Genomic DNA, 21,151 nt, shown 5'->3' on the forward strand with positions numbered 1-21,151 from the left:
TCAATGCTGGACGATGAGGCGTTGTGTGCGCCCATCGCATGAGACGATGTAGAGGCCCTCGGCCCACGCGCTCACATCAATGGTACCTGCCCGTGTGGTGATCATCTGTTGGCCGAGCGCGTCGAAGACTTCCACTGGCCGCTCAGCCCCGGTGTGCTGCAAGTAGACCACTCCGCGGGCCGGGTTCGGGTGCACCATGAACGGCACGGTGCTACCTGGCATTCCTGCTCCGCCCAATGCCAGCCCGCTCAGGTCATAGCACGCGAAGAAGGGATCGTTGCCTTGCTGCGCCGCCACGTTGTTCACGCCCGGGCCAAGGTCCAGATCGGCGGTCCCGGTGAAATAGCCAACCATACAGAACTCGTTCGCGGACGGGAAGAGCTGTGAAGGTCCATCCGGGCCGGGACCACCGTACGCACCGCTCCATAGGTATTGGCCGGACGCATTGAAGGAGGCCACGAAACCGTCCTTCGTCCACATGGGTCCGTTGGCCGTGACTTGCACAGATGGCCCAGCACTGTTCAACTCGGCCGTGTTCACGAAGACGGAACCGATGTACACGCGGTCCAACTCATCCACGGCACAGATCGCGTCATAGATGTTGTCATCGTTGGGCGAACCGAATTGTTTCTCCCAGATCAACGATCCGTCCGCTCCATCGAGCTTCAACAGAAAGGCATCCGTGCCCGCACCGCCATAGGGTACCAACGATAGTGGACTGCCTCCGACGGTCGTCGGATAGTTGCTTACGAATTTCCCTACGAGGTAGGCGTTGCCTTGGGAGTCCACGGAGATGTCCGTGGCGCCCTCGTTCTGTCCGAAGCCTGCACCATTGCCGCCGAAGAAGAACCGGCACCATACCAGATCGCCGTTCGCATCGAACTTGCTCGCGAAAGCATCCTGCAACGTGCCTATGGGATGATACGGCAGTGCTTGTGCGGCACCGGGATCATGATCGGCCAGGGTGGCCGTATCCGGCCATCCGAACGAGGTGCCTGCCAGGTAGAAGTATTCGTTCACACCATCGTCCCAACGGGTCACCTCCCGCAAGGATGATGTGCCCCAGGGCCGATGCCATTGGAATGCACCGCTGCTGTCCAACCTCGCGTAGATGAAATTCGTAAGGCCTTGGCCCGGCACGGGCGGCGGTGGTATTTCGGCCCATCCAGGACCGGGGTCGTAGTCGGTCGGGTTGCTGCCGAGCGCTTCCCCGAACATGAAGAGATCATGACTGAGCGGACTGTACAGCAACCTCACGGTGGCTTGCGTGCTCGCAGTGCCATCACCTACCTGCGCATGCCAGAGCAGATCGCCAGTTGCGTTGAACTTTCCGTACCACCCGTTCAGTCCGCCGTTGCAATTGCAGGTCACCGCGGCAACTCCTGGTCCAGGGTCGACATCAGCAGTGCCACTGGCTGTACCGCTCGCATAGAACTGGCCGTCTTCAGTGAACGAGAGGTTGCCGATGGTGACCTTCACTGTGCTGGTGATCTGCTTGTGCCACAGGTAGCCACCATTCGCATCGTATGCCACGATCGCACCTTCCTCAACGCCGGCCAAGGTCTCCAGCCACACCGCGCCTGGTCCGGGATCCACATCAATGCTGTCCCATACTTGCACGGTGGCCAGGTAGCCGCCCATAGGCGATGGGTAGAGGTCGAAAATGCTGTAGGCGTGCGTGGGGTAATGGTGCAGGGAGGTCAACGTTTGGGGGCGTAGTGCTCCGTACGTGAACAACAACAAGATGAGGGTGGTGATGCGCATCGGTGGTCAATGTTGAATGATGAGGCGTTGTGTACGGTCCTCCCATTTCGCGAAGTAGATGCCCTCGCTCCACGCGCTCACGTCGAGGGAATTCGAGCGAGCGGCGATGATCCGTTGCCCCAGTGCATCGAAGACCTCCACCTGCGCGTTGGATCCAATACCGCGCAATGTGACCAGTTCGTTCGCTGGATTCGGGTACACTCCGAACGGTTCCGCGATCCGCAACCCTTCGGCCTCGCCGAGTGCCAACCCGCTCAGGTCGTAGCAGGCGAAGAAGGGGTCGGTCTGTGCGAGGGCTGTGAAATTCTGGGTGCCGGGACCGAGATCCAGATCGGCCGTCTGGCGGAAGTAGCCGGCCACACACAATTGGTCGTTGTGCATGATGAGCTGCGACAGGCCGTCGTTCTCCGGCCCGCCATAAGTGCCGCTCCATTGGTACGCGCCGTTGCCATCGAAGCAGGCCACGTAGCCATCCCAGTTGTTGATCGGCGGACCGTTCGCTGTGACGGTCACCGAGGGGCTGTTCATGTTCAGCTCGGCCGTGCCGTGGTAAGTGCTGGTGATGTAGACGCGGCCCGCATCGTCCACCGTGCATATCGCGCTGTAGCAATCGTCGTTCTCCGAACCCAGGTGCTTCTGCCACATCACCGATCCGTCATCACCATCGAGTTTCAGGAGCAGCGCATCGCTTCCCGCACCGTTGTAGGGGACGAGCGACAGCGGGCTTCCGCCAGGGGTGTTCGGGTAGTTGCTCACGAACACACCGGCCACGAAGGCGTCGCCGTTCGCATCCACAACCACGGAACTGCCGCCTTCATTCTGCAAGAAGCCCGTGCCTAGGCCACCGAAGAAGAACTGGCACCAGACCAAGTCGCCGTTCGCATCGAACTTGCTGGCGAAGACATCCTGCAAGGTGCCGATGGGATGATAGGGTGCTACGATGCCCGTACCGGGATCGTGGTCCTCGATGAAGCCCGTGTTGTCGCTTCCGAAGGAGGTGCCGGTGAGGTAGAAGAACTCATCGGTACCATTGTCCCAGCGCGTGGCCACGCCGCCGCCACCGAAGTTGCGGAACCATTGGTAGGTGCCGCTGCTGTCCAACCGTGCATAGATGTTCGCGTTGCGGTAGCCGACCCCGCCGGTGACGGCTTCTGGGGTGATGATGGCGGTGGATCCGTTGGGGTCGAAGTCCACGGGATACCCTCCGCTCATGGCCGTACCGAAGACGAACACATCGTGGCTCAACGGGCTGTAGGTCAATGTCGCATGGCCTCGCTCGTTCAAGGTGCCCCCGATCTGTTCGTGCCAGATGTAGTCGCCGTTGGCGGTGTACTTGCCGTACCAGCCTGTGCGGTAGTAGGACTCGAACCCGGGCGGTCCGTCAACACAATTGCACGATACAGGGGCCACGCCCGGTCCGGGATCCACATCACCACTGCCGCTCACCGTACCGCTCAGGTAGAATTGCCCGTCCTCAGTGAAGGAGAGCGCGGTGACGCCCAGGAATACCGTTCCGCTCATCTGCTTGTGCCAGAGGTAAGCACCGTTGTCGTCGTAACCAACGATCGCGGCCTCCTCGAAACCGCTCACGGGTTCCACCCAAACGGTGGCGGGTCCGGGATCCAGATCGATGCTGTCCTCCACGTGCACGGTGGCGATGAAACCACCGAGCGGGGAAGAATGCAGCGTAATGCCACCGACGCCGGTGGTGGCGAGCGGATGGATGGAGGTGGGGGTTTGTGCCGCGACGAGCGTCCCCGCGGCAACGGGTGCAAGCGATAGTGCGATCCTGAACATGTTAGCTTGTGCTGAGGCCACCAGTCCGATGACCTGCACGCCGAATGTCCACCGGTTCCAGCGCCTAAGAATGCTCGTCCGGACCAAGCGGGATAATCCCCGGCCGAAGCGGGTTCTCATTCCACCACCACCCTCGGCATCGGCGTGTAGTGGTCCCGTTCGATCCACCATTCGCCTTGCGCGTCCTTTCTCCAGATCAGGGTGTAGTGCACGAAGGAGATCAGCGTGTCCTGGCCGTTGCGGTAATGCAGTTCGGAGGTGCCGTATTGGATGGCGCGCTGGGTGGCCACATGGAGCGCTTCGATGCGGTGATCCCACGACACACCGTTGCCCTGGAGCATGTCCCAGTACGTGCGGATCGACCCGCGCCCGTTGATCACACGGCCCACGGAGAGCACGGCGGCGGAATCGTGGTACACCTTGGCGATGTCGCCCATGCGGTCGGCGGCGAACAAGGAGTCCATGCTGGCGTAACGGGCCCGGATGCGCTCCTCATCTTTTGCCCGGTCCAACGGACCGGTGGTGCCGTTGGTGCAAGCGGCGAACGCGGCCAGAAGCACAGCCGGAAGGATCATCCTCATGGTGCGATGACGCATGCCGGCGGGCCGGGGTTGCTGGAACCCAAGCCGCAGCGGATCGTGCGGAGCGCCACCTTCTGGTGGCGTTCCTGCTTTCCGGGCCACGGGCTGTTCACCGTGGTGAGCGGCGGGCCGCTTGCGCGCGGTACGCTCTCCGTCATCAACGTCCTGGGCAAGGAGGTTCTGCGCACCGCGGGGCACGGGATCCTGGAATGGGGCGGGAGGGCAACGGCGGAAGCACGCACCCGGTCTTCGTGATCGCAGAACATAGCTTGGCGCCGATGTGCTACAGCACCACCCTTGACAGGGACATCCGTGAGATGGAGCGGATGTACAACAAGCGCATGCTGGAGGACAGCAGGCGGAGCTACATGCACCCCGAGGAACTGGAGAACCTTCCGGACTTCGACGCGCCTTGGGCATCGAAGCGGACCTCGGCCTTTGCACGTCCCTTTTGGCCCGTAATGACCAAGGACAAGCCCGATGCCCTTGAACTGCACCGCTGGGGCTTCCTCCCCAAGCAGGTGACGGACGAGGTGTATGCCAAGGAGTGGCTCAAGGAATGGGCAACGTTCAACGCCGTGAGCGAGGACATAGAGAAGAAGAAGACCTATGCTGAGGCTTGGGCCAAAGGCCAACGGTGCCTGATCCCCGTGACTTCGTTCACCGAATGGCAGCACGTGCCGGTGGAGGGACGCAAGACACCGAACAAGATCGCGCACGACATCCGCACCAAGGAGGAGGTGTTCACGCTGGGCGGTATCTGGGAGGAGTCGGCCATGGGTTATCGCACCTTCAGTGTGCTGACCACAAAGGCCAACCCGCTGATGGAAGTGATCCACAACACCAAGAAGCGGATGCCGGTCATAATTCCGCCCGACATGCACCAGTTCTGGCTGTCCACCAGCTTGGACCTGGACCACGTGAAGCTAATGTGCGACCCTTATCCGCAAGAAGCAATGGAAGCGGAGCATGCGGCGGCTTGAGGGATGTGCGTTTACATCCGAGCGCTGCTTGTGCAGGGCATGCGCGAAGCAGCCGGTGCGGTGGGGTTCAGGACTGCTGCGCGCTATCGAACGTCTCTTGCCCCCCATCCACCCTCCTGCACACCTGCCATAACCGCTGCTCCTCTGGGCTAAGCATGTCGAGGCTTTTGAAGGTGTCGCAGGAGAGGATGAGCTTGCCGTTGCGGAGGGCCAGGAGCAGGCCTTCGTCCAGGGCGCGTCACCCGGTGTTGTCACCCAAGCGGGCGATGTCGGCGCCCACCAACCTGCGCGCCATCACCACCAACATGCCCGGCCAGGTGAAGCTGCTTTTCGGCGGCGTGAAGGACCGCAAGTCGTACGTGATCTACTGGACCGACGGCGATCCGCTGGTGCTGGCCAACTACACCATCCTGGACATCATCAGCACCACCCGCTTCCTGAAGAGAGGCCTTGACCGCAGCAAGACCTACAGTTTCCGGGTGGCCGCCGTGGGCCGGGTGGGGCAGGGGCCCATGAGCGATGTGGCCGTGGTGCAGCCGTCGTAGACTTTCCACCGTAGCAGCCAACCGGGCGGCCCGCTTGCACAATAGGCAGGCGGGCCGTGCTGTTCCAAGACCATGAAGCGCCGCAAAGCCCCACCAGCGCAGGCTTCAGAGCCCAGCATTGCGAGTGCCGTGCTGCTCATGACCGAGGGCATGCGGGAGCTGCGCCGCTTGATGCAAGCGCAGGGCCGCCGCAACGGTGCCGCAGCCGGACTTCCACCGGGCTTTGCCGACCTCACCAACCGCGAACTGCAGGTGCTGCGCGCCGTGGCCAGCGACAAGGAACCGTTGCTGGACGTAGTGGCCGACGAACTGGACATTCACCGCCGCACGCTCGGCAACCACATCAAAGCGTTGTGCGAAAAGCTGCAGGTGAAAAGCCTGCGCGGCCTGGTGCGTGTGGCCGTGCGGGCCGGGCTCTGCTGAGGGGAAGGGCTGCACGATCGGTGGCATTGCGGCAGTCAGACAAGTCCTGGCTTTTTGCGGGGCTCCAGCTGATCCCCCACCCAGCATCGCGATTTTTCGTTTCTTTAATTCACCCTAAACCCCTGAGCCATGTTCCGCAAACTGCTGTTCGCCCTCAGCCTGTTATCGTGTGTGTTGGCGCAAGCCCAACTCGGAGACCTTATACGCCCACGCGGCATAGTTGCGAATGCGGGACAAGTGAAGAAGGCCGATGGCAAGGTGGCCGATGAACTACTGTACCGCTGGCAAGGCCCCGACTTCTCCATCGCCTTCATGGCCGATCGTTTCGTTTACGAGATCAGCTATGTGCACAAGGACACGCTTGCTGCCTACCGAGCGGCCAAGCCCGAAGAGGGGCGTGAACTGCGTGGAGGTCACCACCGCATCGAGTACATCTACCCCGCAGGCACCGCAGCGCGCCTTCTGGCCGAAGGTGGCACTAAGAGCAAGATCAGCTACCCCGACCACAAAGGCGGACCGCAGATAGTGCCCATGGTGTACGACAAGCTGGTTTACAAGAACGCCTTCCCCGGTGCGGATGTGGTGTTCACCATCACCGCCGATGGGCAATGCAAATACGATGTGGTGGTGAGCAAGGGAGCGAAACTCGCCGATGTACGCTTCGACGTCACCGGACTGGACGCTGCAAGCACCAAGATGGACGGCAACCAACTGACGTGCGAGTTGCCCTTCGGGCGCTTTGTGGAGCGCGTGCCGGAGGCGTATGCTGAGAAGAGCGGCGGACGCGAGAAGGTGAGCGCGGCGTATGCTGGGTCACACCGGTCCGTGGGGTACTCGGTCCAGGAGGATGCAGGCGATCATGCTGTGGTGATCGATCCGATCGGCCTCATTGAGTGGGGGACGTGGTTCTGCACGCCGAACAACAGCATCGCCTGGGCGGTGGTCGCAACCGAGGACGGCTTCATGTACGCTACAGGCGATTGTCAATGGGACAATATCATGCACGATACCTTCACGAATTACGATTGGGATAGCAACACGTACACCTATGACATCTGGGTGGCCAGGTTCAAGGACGTCGATAATATCGGAGTTCTGGACATTGACGATCTGGATTGGTGCAACATACAAGGAGGCATCAAGAACGAACTCGCGCAGGACTTGGATGTTTGCGGCAACACGGTGGCCGTGGTGGGCGGAACGTTTTCCAGCACGGGTATCGACTTCTTGGGCGGTAGTAGTTACAACGGTGGTGCCCTTAGCTTGGCCGAGGATGGGTTCCTGATGTATTTCGACGCGCCTAGCGGGGGTAGGACCATGGGCATGTACATCGGCGGGTTGGATGATGACCGGGCCCATACTGTCGAGTTCGATTGCAGACCGTTGGCTGTCCCCTATTGTTATGTGGCGGGAAGTGGCTCCAACGGCAACGTTTATCCATCATTGCCCTTGGGGGCGCTTGGGGGGTTCCAGGACATCCCACTTTGTGCGGGACAGGACCTCGCGTTCTTGGAGCGGCATTCACCGACCGGCACAGTGGAAATGAGGACATTCTACACTGGGGCTTGCGGGACAACGGTGTTGGTGAAGGACCTGGATGTGGACCAGGACGGGAACCCGATCCTGCTGACGGCGGCTTATGACAACATCAACCCCGCGGACCTGGGCATCAACTTCGGTACGCAGCAATTCGGCGGTTCCGACCTCGTGCTCTCGTCTTTCGCATACGACGGCACGCTCAACTGGGCCCGGTTCTGTGGTACACCGTTCTGGGATGGACTGACCTTCGGGAACTGGGAATACTCCAATGACGCCAGCGTAGTGGTGGGCCCGAACAACCAGATCTACTTGGGGTGGTATGCATACCCGAACGGGACGATCGACATGCAAGGGTACATGACCCGGATCGCGAACGACGCCAACAACCCGGCAGAAGTCTGGAATCCCCAACTCCAAATGCCCTCATCGACCAATACGTGCCATAGCACCGTAAAGGGCATGTCAGTGACGTGCTCCGGTACCATCATGGTGATCGGTGACACCGATTGCCAGAACGCCGCGTTCGCCGGAGGACACCAGCCGACACCCGGTGGCTCGCTCGATGGTTTTCTCGTGGAGGTGGAGGACACCGGCACCGGCGGTGTGATCATCGACCAGACCTACTACGGCGGCCTGTACGACGATTGGATCTCCGGGGTCGCAGCACAGGAACCCGGCAAAGTGTACATCTGCGGAGTTTCGCAATCCCCCATTCAACTCGGCGGGATCGCTTACAACGCCTCGGGTGCAAACCCCAACTGGTTACAAGGGGGCGGGATCGACAACAAGGCCTTTCTCGCTAAGTTCCCGCTCGAATGCCCTGACCCCTGCGCTTTAACCCCCGCCACCATCACCATCACCGATGAGACCTACGCCTCGTCGCTAGGGGTAACCGGCTACACCAACCAGACCATACGCATCGAGGGCGATTGGTATATCGACATGGGTTTTGACCTGATCAACTGCACCGTGCACGCCATGACCGGCTCGCAGATCATCGTCGTCAATACCAGCAGTTACCTGTATCTTGAAAATACGCACATCAGCGCTTGTGAAGACATGTGGAAGGGCATCCATCTGATGAACTACCAGACGGGCATACGCATGTTCGACTCCTCCATCTCCGATGCCCAGTACGCCATCTGGATGGAGTTCGGCTCTTACGCTCACGCTGAGCGCTCGGAGTTCTTCAACAACTACGATGGCATCTACATCAAAGAACCCTGTGCAGGATGCTTCAACCTCGTTACCCTGGAACTCAGCGGATGCTCGTTCCGCACCATAGGCGCCGGGCTCAAGACCCCGTATCCCGGTCAAACACCCACGCCGGGGTCCATCGGCTACGCCGGTATCGATGCCCATACCACCTACCTGTCCATAGTCTCACCCGGCCTCAACGGCGACAACGTCTTCCGCAATTTGAACCACGGCATCGTTACTGCCGATGTGACGCTCAGCGTGTCTGAGGCCCGCTTCGAGGACATCAAGCCTGATCCCGCATATGGTAGCAACCTCTACCAGGGTTCGGCCATCTACTCCACCGGCTACGGCGGCTACTGCGGCCTCGACCTGCAAGGCCGGGGCACGGCGGCCAACGATCCCGTGACCTTCCTCAACTGCCGCACTGGCATTTGGACTGAACGGATGGACTTGCGCGCGCAACTCAGCAAGATAGAAGGCCCCATGGCGGTGACCGGTGTAACCGCGCGCTACAGCGGGGGGCTCTCCGTGGACATCAGTGAAAACACCATGGATGTGCAAGGCACCGCCATCGACCTGCGCTTCAACGATGGCGCTAGTTCACTGTCGGTGCACAACAACGACCTTACGTTCGGTATCGCTTTCCCCAGTACCAACGGCCTGCTGCCCGGTGTGTGGGTAGCTGAGATGAACGGCAACAACCCCGCGAGCGAGATCCGCAACAATATGCTACGCACACGCCAGGACGCTGCGGTGTGGAGAGCCCTTTGGCTCAACAGCGCCAGTGGCTACGTGGTGAACGAGAACTACATCGAGCTCACCACCGAATCGGCCAACCGCACCGGTATTGAACTGCGGGGCTGCACCAATACGCGCTTGACCTGCAACAATGTGCAGGGCCCTTCATCATGGACCAGCTCACACACCAGCCAGGCCGGCATCCGCCACAGCATGGGCGACAACAACTACCTGGCGTGCAACAATGTGAACTGGACTAGGCACGGGGTGCTGTTCAATGGCTGGAGCCCGGCGACCGACTTACGGGGGAACAACTTCGGTAATCACGAGATAGGCTTAGAACTGACGCAGAACTCTCTTATTGGGGGCCAGGACCACAAGGGCAACATGTGGAACGTGCAATCGGCGCTGTGGGATGCGAGATGGGTGAACCCTAACTCGCTTGCAGGAAACGAGATCAGCGTTAATGGCTCAAACCCTCTCTGCGTGCCGAACAATGTTTCCCCATTTGCTGGCTGGTTTGTTCCCACGGGACTGCCGAATGATGAGTGCAGCACATTCATGCCCCAATGCCCATCCGTAAATTTCCAAGGCGGTGGCAGTCAGCGTTCCGCGCAGATGGACGAAGCGGTGATGCTTGGCAGCATCCAGAACGGCATTTACACCGATGAAACGCGTTTGACCTTGGCCTATGAACTCTACTTGGCACTGCTCAAGGATCCTGCCCTCTACAGCGGTGGCCCTTACACGGCTGACTTCGTAACGCTGATGGAGAACAGCGTGGCCGATGGCCTGAAGGATGTTGAGCAGCCCCGGAAGGAGTTGTACGAGGTGCCTGGTCCGGTGCTGGCAAGCGTGCAGCAGAACGAGGTGGCGATTGAAGCGTTGATGCTCCAGGTCAAAACCGCCATGGAACAACTGGCTATGGGCGGGCTTAGCCCAGCCCAGGAAGCCGCGTTGTTGGCCAGCATAGCGTCTTGGCAGCAGAACATTGAGAGCTTAGACACCTACAACACCACGGCCATGGCCAATCTGGATGCAGCAAGAACAGTTGAGGCCATGCTGCTCGAGAGCGGGGCGTCAGCCCTCACGAGCACGGAGCTCATTGAGCAGAACGCCAAGATGGTGAACGAGATCTACCTCAACACCATAGCAGTGACCGGAGAAGGTTTAGTTTTCGATGCCGCGCAAGAGGCCGCCTTGTTCTCCATTGCCAGCCAGTGTCCGCTCCTTGGTGGCAATCCGGTGTACCAAGCCCGTTCCATGTACACGCTGATCGATGAAGAAATGGACTTCGACGATGCGCTGATCTGCGTGGCAGCGGGGTTTGCCGTGAAGGATGTCGAGGCAAGCGCACCGCGTGTTTCGGTCTATCCGAACCCCAACCGGGATGGTGTTTTGAACTTCCACATGACTGGGTTGGACGAAACGAATGAGACCAACGCCATGGTTTCGTTGTACGACGCTCAAGGCCAAGAAGTGGCTAGCCAAGAAGGCATAAAGACCAGCCGTTCGCAAATGGATGTAAGCAGGTTGGCACAAGGTGTTTATCAGTGGGTCGTGCGCTTGAATGGTTCCAGGTTGGCGCAAGGGAAGGTGACCATCTTCTAGGGCAAATGATAACCAGGCGGGTTTCCATCGCGCGGTGTGCTGCCGATAGACATATCGTGGCTGGTGTGCTTTTTCTGTTCGTCACGATTTCGGCCAGGCCTCAAGGCCTAAACAACTTGTGGCAGGGTGGATTTGAACACATCAGTGGGCCTCCATTTGGTGGTTCGGATATTCATTTCTACGGTGGTACGGCAGTGATTTCGCCAATGCCTAATCGGGTGATCAGCCTAAAGCACACATCAGCAAACATCTCTGACGCCGGTGGCGACCTGCTCTTCTTTACTAATGGTGTGGTCGTTGGACGAGCCGATGGAGACACGATGTTGAACGGCTCAGGCTTGAACCCAAGTGAGTACACCAATGACTGGTATCCTGAAGCCCTTCTTCTGTTTCAAGCGAATCTGATCATCCCCGACCCTGGCAGTACGGATCGTTATTACCTCTTCCACAACACCGTCGATACCCTTCCCGGTTTTACATCCCGCTACCAGTACGTGTCTATTGTGGATATGAGTTTGGATGGTGGACTTGGCGCAGTAGTCTCCAAGAACCTTGTGATCCATACTGGTGATCTGCAATACGGCCGCATCGGAGCAGTGCGCCACGGCAACGGAAGGGACTGGTGGGTGTACGTGCACGAGTTGAACAACAACGTATTCTTGAGATGGCTTGTCACTCCTGGTGGTTTGTTCGGCCCAGAGTCACAAGGCGCTGGGATCATACGAACGCCGGATGCCGGCATGGTGGTGTTTTCTGAAACAGGAGACCATCTTGCCTACTATTCCGGAGAGCTTGGCTTGGACCTGTTCAATGTGGATCGCTGCGACGGCGCGTTGATGCACGTTGGGCATGTGGATGTGCTGGACGCGTACTACGGATATGGGGTTTCGTTTTCGCCCAGTGGCCGATTTGTCTACCTGAGCGGCGTAACTCATCTGTACCAAGTTGATGCGGAAGCGACGGATCTGCAAGGCTCGGTGCAATTGGTGGCCGATTGGGACTCGACCTATTCGCCGGAGCCGCCGTTCGCGACTTTGTTCGGCGCATCTAAACTTGCTCCTGATGGCAAGGTCTATATCAGTACCATGAACGGCACCGACAAGCTGCACGTGATCAACTACCCAGACAGTTTGGGCTTGGCGTGCGGTGTGGTTCAGAACGCCATAACCCTACCGACCTATTGGAAGAACTCCCTCCCCAACCACCCCAACTACCACTTGGGGGCCTTGGATGGCAGCGTGTGCGACAGCTTGGATGTAGGTTTAGTGGAGCAGCCGGAGAACTTGAACCTGAGCCTGTACCCCAACCCCAACATGGGGGCCTTTGCCATCACCTATGCACCGCAACCCAGCAGCGGCACGCTGGAGGTGCACGCACTGGATGGCCGCGTGGTGCACCGCGAGAGCGTGGCGCCTTGGAGCCAACTGAAGCGCGTGGAGCTGCGGGACTTGTCGCCGGGCCTGTACCAATGCACGGTGCGGTTCGGTGCCCAAGAGGGCGTTAGGAGGTTCGTGGTGGAGTAGGCTACGGCAAGCCTATGTTTGATGGAAGCACTATGCAACCATGCGACATACTTGGGGCCACAGGCCCGCGACCGATGGACACTCGGCACAGCCGAGCGTCAGCCGAGTGCGATCAGCGGGCGTTGTGCACTGCGCGAGCAGGTGCGGAGAAAAACTGGGACAGGGCAAAGTGACCATCTTCTAGAGCGTTCTCTGATGAAGCCTTTCCCTAATCCGATCAGTTCCGCGTGGGAACGGTGCGCTTGTATTGTTTTTGGCTTGGTGGTCTGTAGTGTCGCGCAACCGCAAGGTCTCAACAACCTATGGCAAGGCGGGTTTGAGCATATCAGCGGCCCTCCTTGGGGAGGCTCGGACATTGAGTTCGCGAGTGGTGCCCCTATCATCTTCACCCAGCCGAACCGCGTGATCGATCTCGGCCGCACTGCGACCAACATCAGCGATGCGGCGGGCAACCTGCTCTTCTTCACCAATGGTGCGGTAGTTGGCACATGGAACGGGGACACAATGCAGAACGGGACCGGTCTTGCACCGAGCACCTACACGGACGATTGGTACCCCACCGGGCTGCAGATCCACCAAGCCGCACTGATCATTCCCGATCCCGGCAATGCGGACCGGTACTACCTGTTCCATTGTACCCTGGACGACATACAGAACAGCAAGGCCGAGTTCATGTACCTCACCGTTGTGGACATGAGCCTGAACGGCGGACTGGGCGAGGTTGTGCTTAAGAACCAGATCCTGCATACTGGCTCTATCCAGGCTGGCGGTATTTCAGGGGTGCGCCAGGGCAACGGTCGTGATTGGTGGGTCTATTCCCACGAAGTGAACACCGACCGCTATTGGCGTTATCTGGTTTCGCCCAGTGGAGTGGCGGGGCCGTACGAGCAGACGATCGGTGTGGTGAGACCAGCGGACGGAAGGCGCACAGCCTTCTCTGCGGACGGTAGCAGATTCGCCTATTACTATGGTACTTCGGACCTTGACATCTTCTCGGTGGACCGCTGTTCAGGTCTGTTCAGCGACCATGTTCACATCGACATCGAGGACTACAACAGCAGTGCTGGGGTAGCGTTCTCGCCCAATGGCCGTTTCCTTTATGTCTCTTCGGTGTTGGATGTTTACCAAGTGGACATGGAGGCAACTGATGTGGCGGCCTCAATCCTGCACATCGCTGAATGGGACTCCACCTATTCTCCCTCACCACCCTTTGCCACGCTCTTCAATGCTGCGCAATTGGCGCCAGATGGTAAGATATACATCAGCACCGGAAATAGCACATTCAAATTGCACGTGATTAATCAGCCGGACAGCTTAGGTCTTGAGTGTGATCTTGTGCAACACGGTATCGATTTGCCCACGTACTGGTTCAACTCCCTCCCCAACCACCCCAACTACCACTTGGGGGCTTTGGATGGCAGCGTATGCGACAGCTTGGATGTGGGCTTGGTGGAGCAACCAGAGAACCTGAACCTGAGCCTTTACCCCAACCCCAACGCGGGTGCCTTCGCCATCACCTACGCACCACAACCCACCAGCGGTGTGCTGGAGGTGCACGCGCTGGATGGCCGTGTGGTGCACCGCGAGTGCGTGGCGCCCTGGAGCCAACTGAAGCGTGTGGAGCTGCGGGACTTGTCGCCGGGTATGTACCAATGCACGGTGCGGTTTGGTGCTGCCACGGCCGGTGGCCTCGCAGTGTCGGGCGTTAGGAGGTTCCTGGTGGAGTAGGCTACGGCAAGCCTATGTTTGATGGAAGCACATTGCAACCATGGAACATACTTGGGGCCACAGGCCCACGACCGATAGACACTCGGCACAGCCGAGCGTCAGCCGAGTGCGATCAGCGGGCGTTGTGCACTGCGCGAGCAGGTGCGGAGAGCAGCGTGGCCGACGACCTGAAAGACGTGGAACTGCCCCGCAAGGAACTCTACGAAGTACCCGGCCCTGTGCTGGCCAGCGTGCAGCAGAACGAGACGGCCATTGCCGGTTACATGGACCAGATCAAAACCGCCATGGGGCAGTTGGCGGCGGGCGGTCTGAGCCCAGCGCAAGAGGCCGCGTTGATGGCCAGTATCGCGTCTTGGCAGCAGAACGTCGAAGGGTTGAATACCTACAACACCACGGCCATGGCCAATCTCGATGCAGCCCGTGCGGTGGAAGCCATGCTGCTTGAGAACGGTGCGGCGGCTCTGGCGAGCAGCGCGCTGATTGAACAGAACGCGAAGCAGGTCAACGAGATCTACCTGAACACCATAGCCTTGACCGGTGAAGGATTGGTCTTTGACGCCTCGCAAGAGGCTACCTTGTATGCCATCGCGAGCCAATGTCCACTCCTTGGCGGCAATCCGGTTTACCAAGCGCGTTCCATGTATACCCTGATCAACGAGGAGGCCGATTTCGATGATGCGTTGTTGTGTGTGGCGAGCGGTTTTGCCGTGAAGAACGACGAGGTTGTTTCGCCTGGCATAGCGGTCTATCCGAATCCGAACCGGGACGGGCAACTGAACTTCCTCGTGACCGGTCTGGACGATACCATGGGGCACAGCGGCAAGATCGTCCTGTTCAACGCGCAAGGCCAGGTAGTCGGGCACCACATCATCAACAGCAGCCGCGCACAACTGAACGTTGCAACTTTGGCCCAAGGGGTGTACCAGTGGACCATGCACATGGATGGAGAAAAACTGGGACAAGGCAAAGTGACCATCTTCTAGAGCGTTCTCTGATGAAGCCTTTCCCTGATCCGATCAGTTCCGCGTGGGAACGGTGCGCTTGTATTGTTTTTGGCTTGGTTGTCTGTAGTGTCGCGCAACCGCAAGGTCTCAACAACCTATGGCAAGGCGGGTTTGAGCATATCAGCGGCCCTCCTTGGGGAGGCTCGGACATTGAGTTCTACAGCGGCGCAGCCGTGATCACTTCGGAACTCGACAGAGTCATCGACTTGAAGCACACGTCTGCGAACATTACCAACGCCAATGGTGATTTGCTGTTCTTCACGAACGGTGTCGTGGTTGGTCAAGCCGATGGTGATACCATGCTTAACGGTTCAGGCCTCAATCCCAGCGACTACACCGACAACTGGTACCCTGGTGGGCTGCTTCTACCACAAGCGGCAATCATCATCCCAGGCCCTGGAGATGCGGAGAAGTACTACTTGTTCCACTGTACCTACGACGACATACCGTCTTTCACGGCCTTCAACCTCTACGTTACAACTGTGGACATGAGCCTGAATTCGGGGGCTGGGGAGGTCGTGGAAAAGAACGAGGTCATCCTCTCAGGCGAGATACAGGCGGGAAGACTAGACGCTGTGCGGCACGGCAATGGAAGGGACTGGTGGGTATATGCCCATGAGGTGGATTCCGACCGCTTCTGGCGTTTCTTGGTGTCGCCGAGCGGCATTGATGGGCCGTACGAACAGACCATTGGGGTTGCCCGACCAGCAGATGGCGGGCGGACGGTCTTCTCTCCGGATGGGAGCAAGTTTGCCTATTACTGGGGTGGGTCTGACTTGGACATCTTCGCCGTAGATCGTTGTTCCGGTAATATGAGTGACCACGTGCATGTCGCCATCGATGATTTCGACGGTAGCGGTGGTGTTGCCTTCTCACCAAGTGGACGATTCCTGTATGTCTCGTCCGTGTACGATGTCTACCAAGTTGATATGGACGCTCCTGACGTGGGGGGTTCTATCACTCACATTGCAACATGGGACTCCACGTATTCACCATCTCCTCCGTTCGCTACACTCTTCGAAGAAGCCCGCCTAGCCAGGGATGGCAAGATCTACATCAGTACTGGCAACAGCACTTTCAAACTGCATGTGATCAACTACCCGGACAGTCTCGGCGCAGCGTGCGACATTCAGCAGCATGCCATTACGCTCCCCACCTACTGGTTCAACTCCCTCCCCAACCACCCCAACTACCACTTGGGGGCCTTGGATGGCAGCGTATGCGACAGCTTGGATGTGGGCTTGGTGGTGCAACCGGAGAACCTGAACCTGAGCCTTTACCCCAACCCCAACGCGGGGGCGTTCGCCATTACGTATGCACCGCAACCCAACAGCGGCACGCTGGAGGTGCATGCACTGGATGGCCGCGTGGTGCACCGCGGGAGCGTGGCCCCCTGGAGCCAACTGAAGCGCGTGGAGCTGCGGGACTTGTCGCCGGGCCTGTACCAATGCACGGTGCGGTTCGGTGCCCAAGAGGGCGTGAGGAGGTTTGTGGTAGAGTAGGCGGCGGTGCGGCGCAACCCGGGCCACGTTTCCAGCGTAGACCGGCCGCCGAAAACCAGCCCCATGCGCATTCCCCTCCTCGCTCTTGTATTGCTCGGCCTCAATGCCGCGGCCCAGACCGGTCCCGGTGGTGTGGGCAGCAGCAGCAACAACGTGCTCTGGCTCGATGCCAACTACGGCGTTACGCACAGCAGCAACGTGGTGACCTCCTGGGCCGATCGCTCGGGCAACGGCAACAACGCCAACCTGCCCACCACCATACCCACGGCGCAACCCACCCGCGTGCTGAACTCCGTGAACGGCTACCCCTCGCTCGATTTCGACGGCACGGACGATCAGCTGTGGGTGAACGACCACGCCTCCCTCGACCTCACCGCCTGGCACTTCTTCATTGTGGTGACCGCCGACGTGCAGAAGAACTACAACGCCTGGATGGTGAAGGGCGACGACAGCGACGAGAACTTCGAGATGCTGAGCTACAGCGACGGCAACATGCACACGCCGACCAAGTACTCCGACAATACGCGCACGATCCCCAGTTCAGCAGGTGGTCAGGTCACCACCACGTCGTTCGACGTCTTCGAGTACAGTTACAACACCGCGAACGGCCGCGATGTGTACAAGAACGCCGGTGGCATCATCACCGACAACGAGAGCAAGACGCCCAAGGTGAACAACCTGCCGTTGTACATCGCCAACGAGAGCAGCACCACCGGGCGCAACGTGAACGGCGACATCGCCGAGGTGATCGCGTTCAACGCCCGCCTCAACAGTACGCAGCGCATCATCGTGAACAACTACCTGGCCGCCAAGTACGGTCGCACCCTGGCCACCAACGACCTCTACATTCAAGACGAGGCGATCAACGGCAGTTACGACCACGATGTGGCCGGGATCGGCCGGGTAAGCAGCGGGAATTTGCAGACCGATTCGCGCGGCTCAGGCATCGTGCAGATCGGTAAGGCCGGTTACGGCGGTTTGGGCGATGACGAATTCCTCCTGTGGGGGCACGACAACGGCGACTTGGGGCCGTACGGCGTCACGGACCTGCCCACCAGAGTGCAAGGACGCTGGGAGCGTGTATGGCGTGTGAACGAGGTGAATTCGAGCGGGGGCGCCGTGAACGTGGGCAACGTGGACATCACCTTCGACATGGCCGGGTTGGGCCCTGTAACGGCAACGGACTTGCGCTTGCTGGTGGATACCGATGGTGATGGGCTCTTCGCGGACGAAACGCCGATCAGCGGGGCCACCAACGTGAGCGGTACTCTGTACCGCTTCTCGAACACCGCCGCGTTGCAGAACGGTTACCGCTTTACGCTGGGCAGCACGAACCTGGGCTCCACGCCGCTGCCCATCGAGCTCATCTCCTTCACCGCGCGCGGGGCGGCCCCCAACACGGTCGATCTGGAATGGAGCACGGCCACCGAACGCAACAATGATCACTTCACCGTGGAGCGCTCGGAGAACGCACAGGAATGGACGGCGGTCGCAACGGTGCCCGGCGCAGGCAACAGCAGCACCACGGTGCACTACGCCACCACCGATCGCACGGCCTACGGACCGGTGTTCTACTACCGCCTTCGGCAAACCGACACCGATGGCACCAGCACCACCAGCGATGTGATGATGGTGAACATGGGCAGCATACAGGACGAGGCGGACTACGCCTATCCCAATCCGTTCTTCGGTCCCTTCACCGTGGTGCTGCACGGGTTGGATGCGGTGGATCGTTTCGAGATGGTGGGCGCCGATGGTCGCGCCCACGCCGTGCAGTACACGGCCATGGGCAACGGCTCGTTCCGCATCGATCCGGCCGATCTGCCGCCGGGCCGCTATGTGCTGCGCGCCACGGTGCACGATGGCGCAAGCGTGCGCTCGGTGAACGTGGTGCACTGATCGGTGCGCGTCGGCGCTCCGTTGCCGAAACCCTACCTTGTACGCAGATCACCCCGCAGCCGCATGGCCCGTGGCGTTCCACCAACACCCGGCACCATGAACAACTGGCCCAAGAAGAACCTGATCCTCTCGCGTCCTGATGCGTCGGACCAGGGCTGCATACGCGTACTGCTCAACGGCGACACGCAAGTACTGGTGAAGACCCTGAAGGATTTCGAACGCTGGAAGGAGCGTTACCCCGATGCCCGCATCATCGGCAGCACGCCTCTGGTGGGCAATGGACCGGCCGACCGGTCGGAGTGATCGTAAGGCTCAGGCCGGTTGGGCCTCTTCCGCAAGGGAAACGAAGTGTGCCTCGGCCTCGCTCCATTCCTCCCAGATCAGCAGGGCATCCACATCGGCAACGCCCAACGTGGCGGGCGACCAATGACCGTTGGCCATGCCGAAGATGAGCGCGGGCCCGAAGAAGGGCCGGTCCTCGTTGTCGCCGGCGAACCGGTAACGGATGGGATGGTCCGTGGCGTTCTCGCTATCGTCGATCACCAGGCAATGCCCTTGGGCGATGTCCACGGTGGCAATAACGTTCGCGGACAGCATGTCCATGATGTCCACCAACGCCACATCGATGGAACGTACGGTGCGTTGGAGGGGGTCGATACGGAGTGCTTGCATAGGGTTCGTCCCGTGGTGCCGGGCAGCTGAAGGGCAGGGTAGGAGCAAACGGGTGGATCCCGCTTGCTATCGATCGCGCTGGAGTTGACGATCAACGTTGGCCCTTGGCACAGAGATACGCCGATCGGTGCGCGCGCCGACCTGCACGACGGAATATTCCCGAACGCGCGCAGCACGCTGGTTTATTTTGACCATGGTCCGTCAAGGCCTTCCGCACGACCTACCTTTCACCCAAGCTTGGCTCCGCTTCCAAGCCGCCGAAGACCTGTAGGTGGTCTTCTTCCGAAGGCACATCGCGTCGACGCGCCCTCCGTTGCACATCTACCGATCGCGGAGCATCCGAACCAACAGCGCGCGACCGACCGGGTCAGTACTCCGTCCGTTCCGGACATCCGCCATGCGGTTGTCATGGAGCGGGGAGCAAAGAGGACCGGAGCGGCATGCGCACAAGAGCCCGACCATGGAAGAAGACAGCAGGACGTTCACGCGCATATCGCTCACCATTCCCCCGAACCTGTGGGGCCACAAGAAGATCAAGCTCAAGAACAAGTTCACCCAACTCACCGAGACCGACCTCCACTTCGTGGTGGGCCGCGAGCGTGATCTGCTCACCCGCCTGCAAGCCAAGCTGGGCCTCACCGAGGCTGAACTCACCACCATCATCAACGCATTATGAGCACTTCAACACCCTTGCCCCGTCCGCGCACATCCACGGCCATGACCAAGGCCGAGGCCAACGCCTTCAACCACCTCTCGCGCAATGCAGAGAGCTGCGTGCGCAAGAACATCCGTGTGCACGTGGAGAACATCAACGTGGGCCATACCGTGGCCATGTGCTCCGCCGAGCAGCGCGCGTTCGGCCTGTTCAAGCGTGAACTGCATCCCTCCGACCTGGTGCACGAGGCCGAGCGGGCCCTTGCGCCATTGCGCGGTGTCGGCATCACGCCGCTCATCGTGGTGCGCCACACCCTGCTGAACAACTCCACGGCGAACGTGGACGACGTGATGACGCTGCCGGCCCCACGGTTCTGGGGCCGCATGGGCCAGCGCTTCCGCGCGTTCATGTACATGGCACGCGTGCCCCGTACGCAGACCATGGATCCATTCGGCTGGCGGCGCGCCATGAGCGGATCGCACCTCGCTTCCTGATGATCATCGCGGCTGCTTCATGGCATTCCGTGCAGCCCTGGTCGACAGGTTCGTCCAGTGCGGAATGCGCAATTGCTGGATCCAGGACGATCGAACCGCAACCCCAAGCACCTTGAGCACTCTCACCAGACAGCTCCTCAGTCTGCAAGCCCCGCACATCGTCCGCGAGCTGCGTGAAGCGTTCGAGGAGAACGAAACAGAGCTCCGGTTCCGCGCACAGGAAATGCGCCAGCTATACACCGGGCGCTCACCGGCAGAGATGAAAGTGCCTTTCCTCTTCGATCAGTTCCAAGTGTACGCGGTGTACAACGTGCTCGACGGTTCGTTCGGAAAGCTGGTCATTACGGCCATGGGCGAGGAGGACATCGATCGGCCGAGCTTCAGCATCACGGTTTTCCTTACCGCGTAGGACCGGAGCGGAACGTAATCGTCCCTCTGAACGGGCCGTATTCACCGTGCGCCCGGGCTGGCCGCACAAGGCGGATGGCCCGGA

At 59.9% G+C, this 21,151-nt stretch carries 18 protein-coding genes; 14 read left to right on the forward strand and 4 right to left on the reverse strand.

Annotation, left to right across the window (positions count from 1 at the left end; all coding sequences use genetic code 11):
* The 3 genes from IPJ76_15845 to IPJ76_15855 all read right to left on the reverse strand — a co-directional run bounded on the left by IPJ76_15845 (nt 1) and on the right by IPJ76_15855 (nt 4,142).
* Complete coding sequence (locus IPJ76_15845) at nt 1–1,764, reverse strand: T9SS type A sorting domain-containing protein (GenBank protein QQR86060.1); 1,764 nt, start codon at nt 1,762–1,764, stop codon at nt 1–3.
* 6 nt (nt 1,765–1,770) lie between these two features.
* Nucleotides 1,771–3,561 carry a T9SS type A sorting domain-containing protein gene (locus IPJ76_15850; GenBank protein QQR86061.1) on the reverse strand — a complete coding sequence of 597 codons (1,791 nt, stop codon included), beginning with the start codon at nt 3,559–3,561 and terminating at the stop codon, nt 1,771–1,773.
* Between the two features lie 116 nt (nt 3,562–3,677).
* Complete coding sequence (locus tag IPJ76_15855; protein ID QQR86062.1) at nt 3,678–4,142, reverse strand: hypothetical protein; 465 nt, start codon at nt 4,140–4,142, stop codon at nt 3,678–3,680.
* Between the two features lie 6 nt (nt 4,143–4,148).
* On the opposite strand from IPJ76_15855, the gene IPJ76_15860 reads away from it, so the two are divergent.
* The 11 genes from IPJ76_15860 (at nt 4,149) to IPJ76_15910 (ending at nt 19,140) form a co-directional block, all read left to right on the forward strand.
* Nucleotides 4,149–4,397, forward strand: a complete 249-nt coding sequence (locus IPJ76_15860) for a hypothetical protein (protein QQR86063.1) — start codon at nt 4,149–4,151, stop codon at nt 4,395–4,397.
* 23 nt (nt 4,398–4,420) lie between these two features.
* A complete protein-coding gene (locus IPJ76_15865) occupies nt 4,421–5,125 on the forward strand; it encodes an SOS response-associated peptidase family protein (protein QQR86064.1) in 705 nt (234 codons plus the stop codon).
* 266 nt (nt 5,126–5,391) lie between these two features.
* Nucleotides 5,392–5,670, forward strand: coding sequence for a fibronectin type III domain-containing protein (locus IPJ76_15870; GenBank protein QQR86065.1), 279 nt, complete (start codon nt 5,392–5,394; stop codon nt 5,668–5,670).
* Between the two features lie 72 nt (nt 5,671–5,742).
* On the forward strand, nt 5,743–6,093 hold the full coding sequence (locus tag IPJ76_15875; protein ID QQR86066.1) for a response regulator transcription factor: 351 nt from the start codon (nt 5,743–5,745) through the stop codon (nt 6,091–6,093).
* A gap of 129 nt (nt 6,094–6,222) precedes the next feature.
* Nucleotides 6,223–11,181, forward strand: a complete 4,959-nt coding sequence (locus IPJ76_15880) for a T9SS type A sorting domain-containing protein (protein QQR86067.1) — start codon at nt 6,223–6,225, stop codon at nt 11,179–11,181.
* Between the two features lie 218 nt (nt 11,182–11,399).
* On the forward strand, nt 11,400–12,704 hold the full coding sequence (locus IPJ76_15885) for a T9SS type A sorting domain-containing protein (GenBank protein QQR86068.1): 1,305 nt from the start codon (nt 11,400–11,402) through the stop codon (nt 12,702–12,704).
* Between the two features lie 195 nt (nt 12,705–12,899).
* Entirely contained in the window at nt 12,900–14,432 is a 1,533-nt protein-coding gene (locus tag IPJ76_15890) for a hypothetical protein (protein QQR86069.1), read from the forward strand.
* A gap of 122 nt (nt 14,433–14,554) precedes the next feature.
* A complete protein-coding gene (locus IPJ76_15895; protein QQR86070.1) occupies nt 14,555–15,415 on the forward strand; it encodes a T9SS type A sorting domain-containing protein in 861 nt (286 codons plus the stop codon).
* Nucleotides 15,416–15,426: 11 nt separating this feature from the next.
* Complete coding sequence (locus tag IPJ76_15900) at nt 15,427–16,938, forward strand: T9SS type A sorting domain-containing protein (protein ID QQR86071.1); 1,512 nt, start codon at nt 15,427–15,429, stop codon at nt 16,936–16,938.
* Between the two features lie 63 nt (nt 16,939–17,001).
* On the forward strand, nt 17,002–18,837 hold the full coding sequence (locus tag IPJ76_15905; protein QQR86072.1) for a T9SS type A sorting domain-containing protein: 1,836 nt from the start codon (nt 17,002–17,004) through the stop codon (nt 18,835–18,837).
* Between the two features lie 96 nt (nt 18,838–18,933).
* Nucleotides 18,934–19,140, forward strand: a complete 207-nt coding sequence (locus tag IPJ76_15910; protein ID QQR86073.1) for a hypothetical protein — start codon at nt 18,934–18,936, stop codon at nt 19,138–19,140.
* Between the two features lie 9 nt (nt 19,141–19,149).
* On the opposite strand, the gene IPJ76_15915 is transcribed toward IPJ76_15910, so the two are convergent.
* Complete coding sequence (locus tag IPJ76_15915; GenBank protein QQR86074.1) at nt 19,150–19,509, reverse strand: hypothetical protein; 360 nt, start codon at nt 19,507–19,509, stop codon at nt 19,150–19,152.
* A gap of 490 nt (nt 19,510–19,999) precedes the next feature.
* Here IPJ76_15915 and IPJ76_15920 point away from each other — a divergent pair, with 490 nt between their 5' ends.
* The 3 genes from IPJ76_15920 (at nt 20,000) to IPJ76_15930 (ending at nt 21,067) form a co-directional block, all read left to right on the forward strand.
* Nucleotides 20,000–20,185 carry a general stress protein CsbD gene (locus IPJ76_15920; GenBank protein QQR88480.1) on the forward strand — a complete coding sequence of 62 codons (186 nt, stop codon included), beginning with the start codon at nt 20,000–20,002 and terminating at the stop codon, nt 20,183–20,185.
* Complete coding sequence (locus IPJ76_15925; protein ID QQR86075.1) at nt 20,182–20,658, forward strand: hypothetical protein; 477 nt, start codon at nt 20,182–20,184, stop codon at nt 20,656–20,658. The genes IPJ76_15920 and IPJ76_15925 overlap by 4 nt, the downstream gene beginning before the upstream one ends.
* A 112-nt stretch (nt 20,659–20,770) precedes the next feature.
* On the forward strand, nt 20,771–21,067 hold the full coding sequence (locus IPJ76_15930) for a hypothetical protein (GenBank protein ID QQR86076.1): 297 nt from the start codon (nt 20,771–20,773) through the stop codon (nt 21,065–21,067).
* The last annotated feature ends 84 nt before the right edge of the window (nt 21,068–21,151 follow it).

Source organism: Flavobacteriales bacterium, from assembly GCA_016699575.1.
Taxonomy (GTDB): domain Bacteria; phylum Bacteroidota; class Bacteroidia; order Flavobacteriales_F; family PHOS-HE28; genus PHOS-HE28.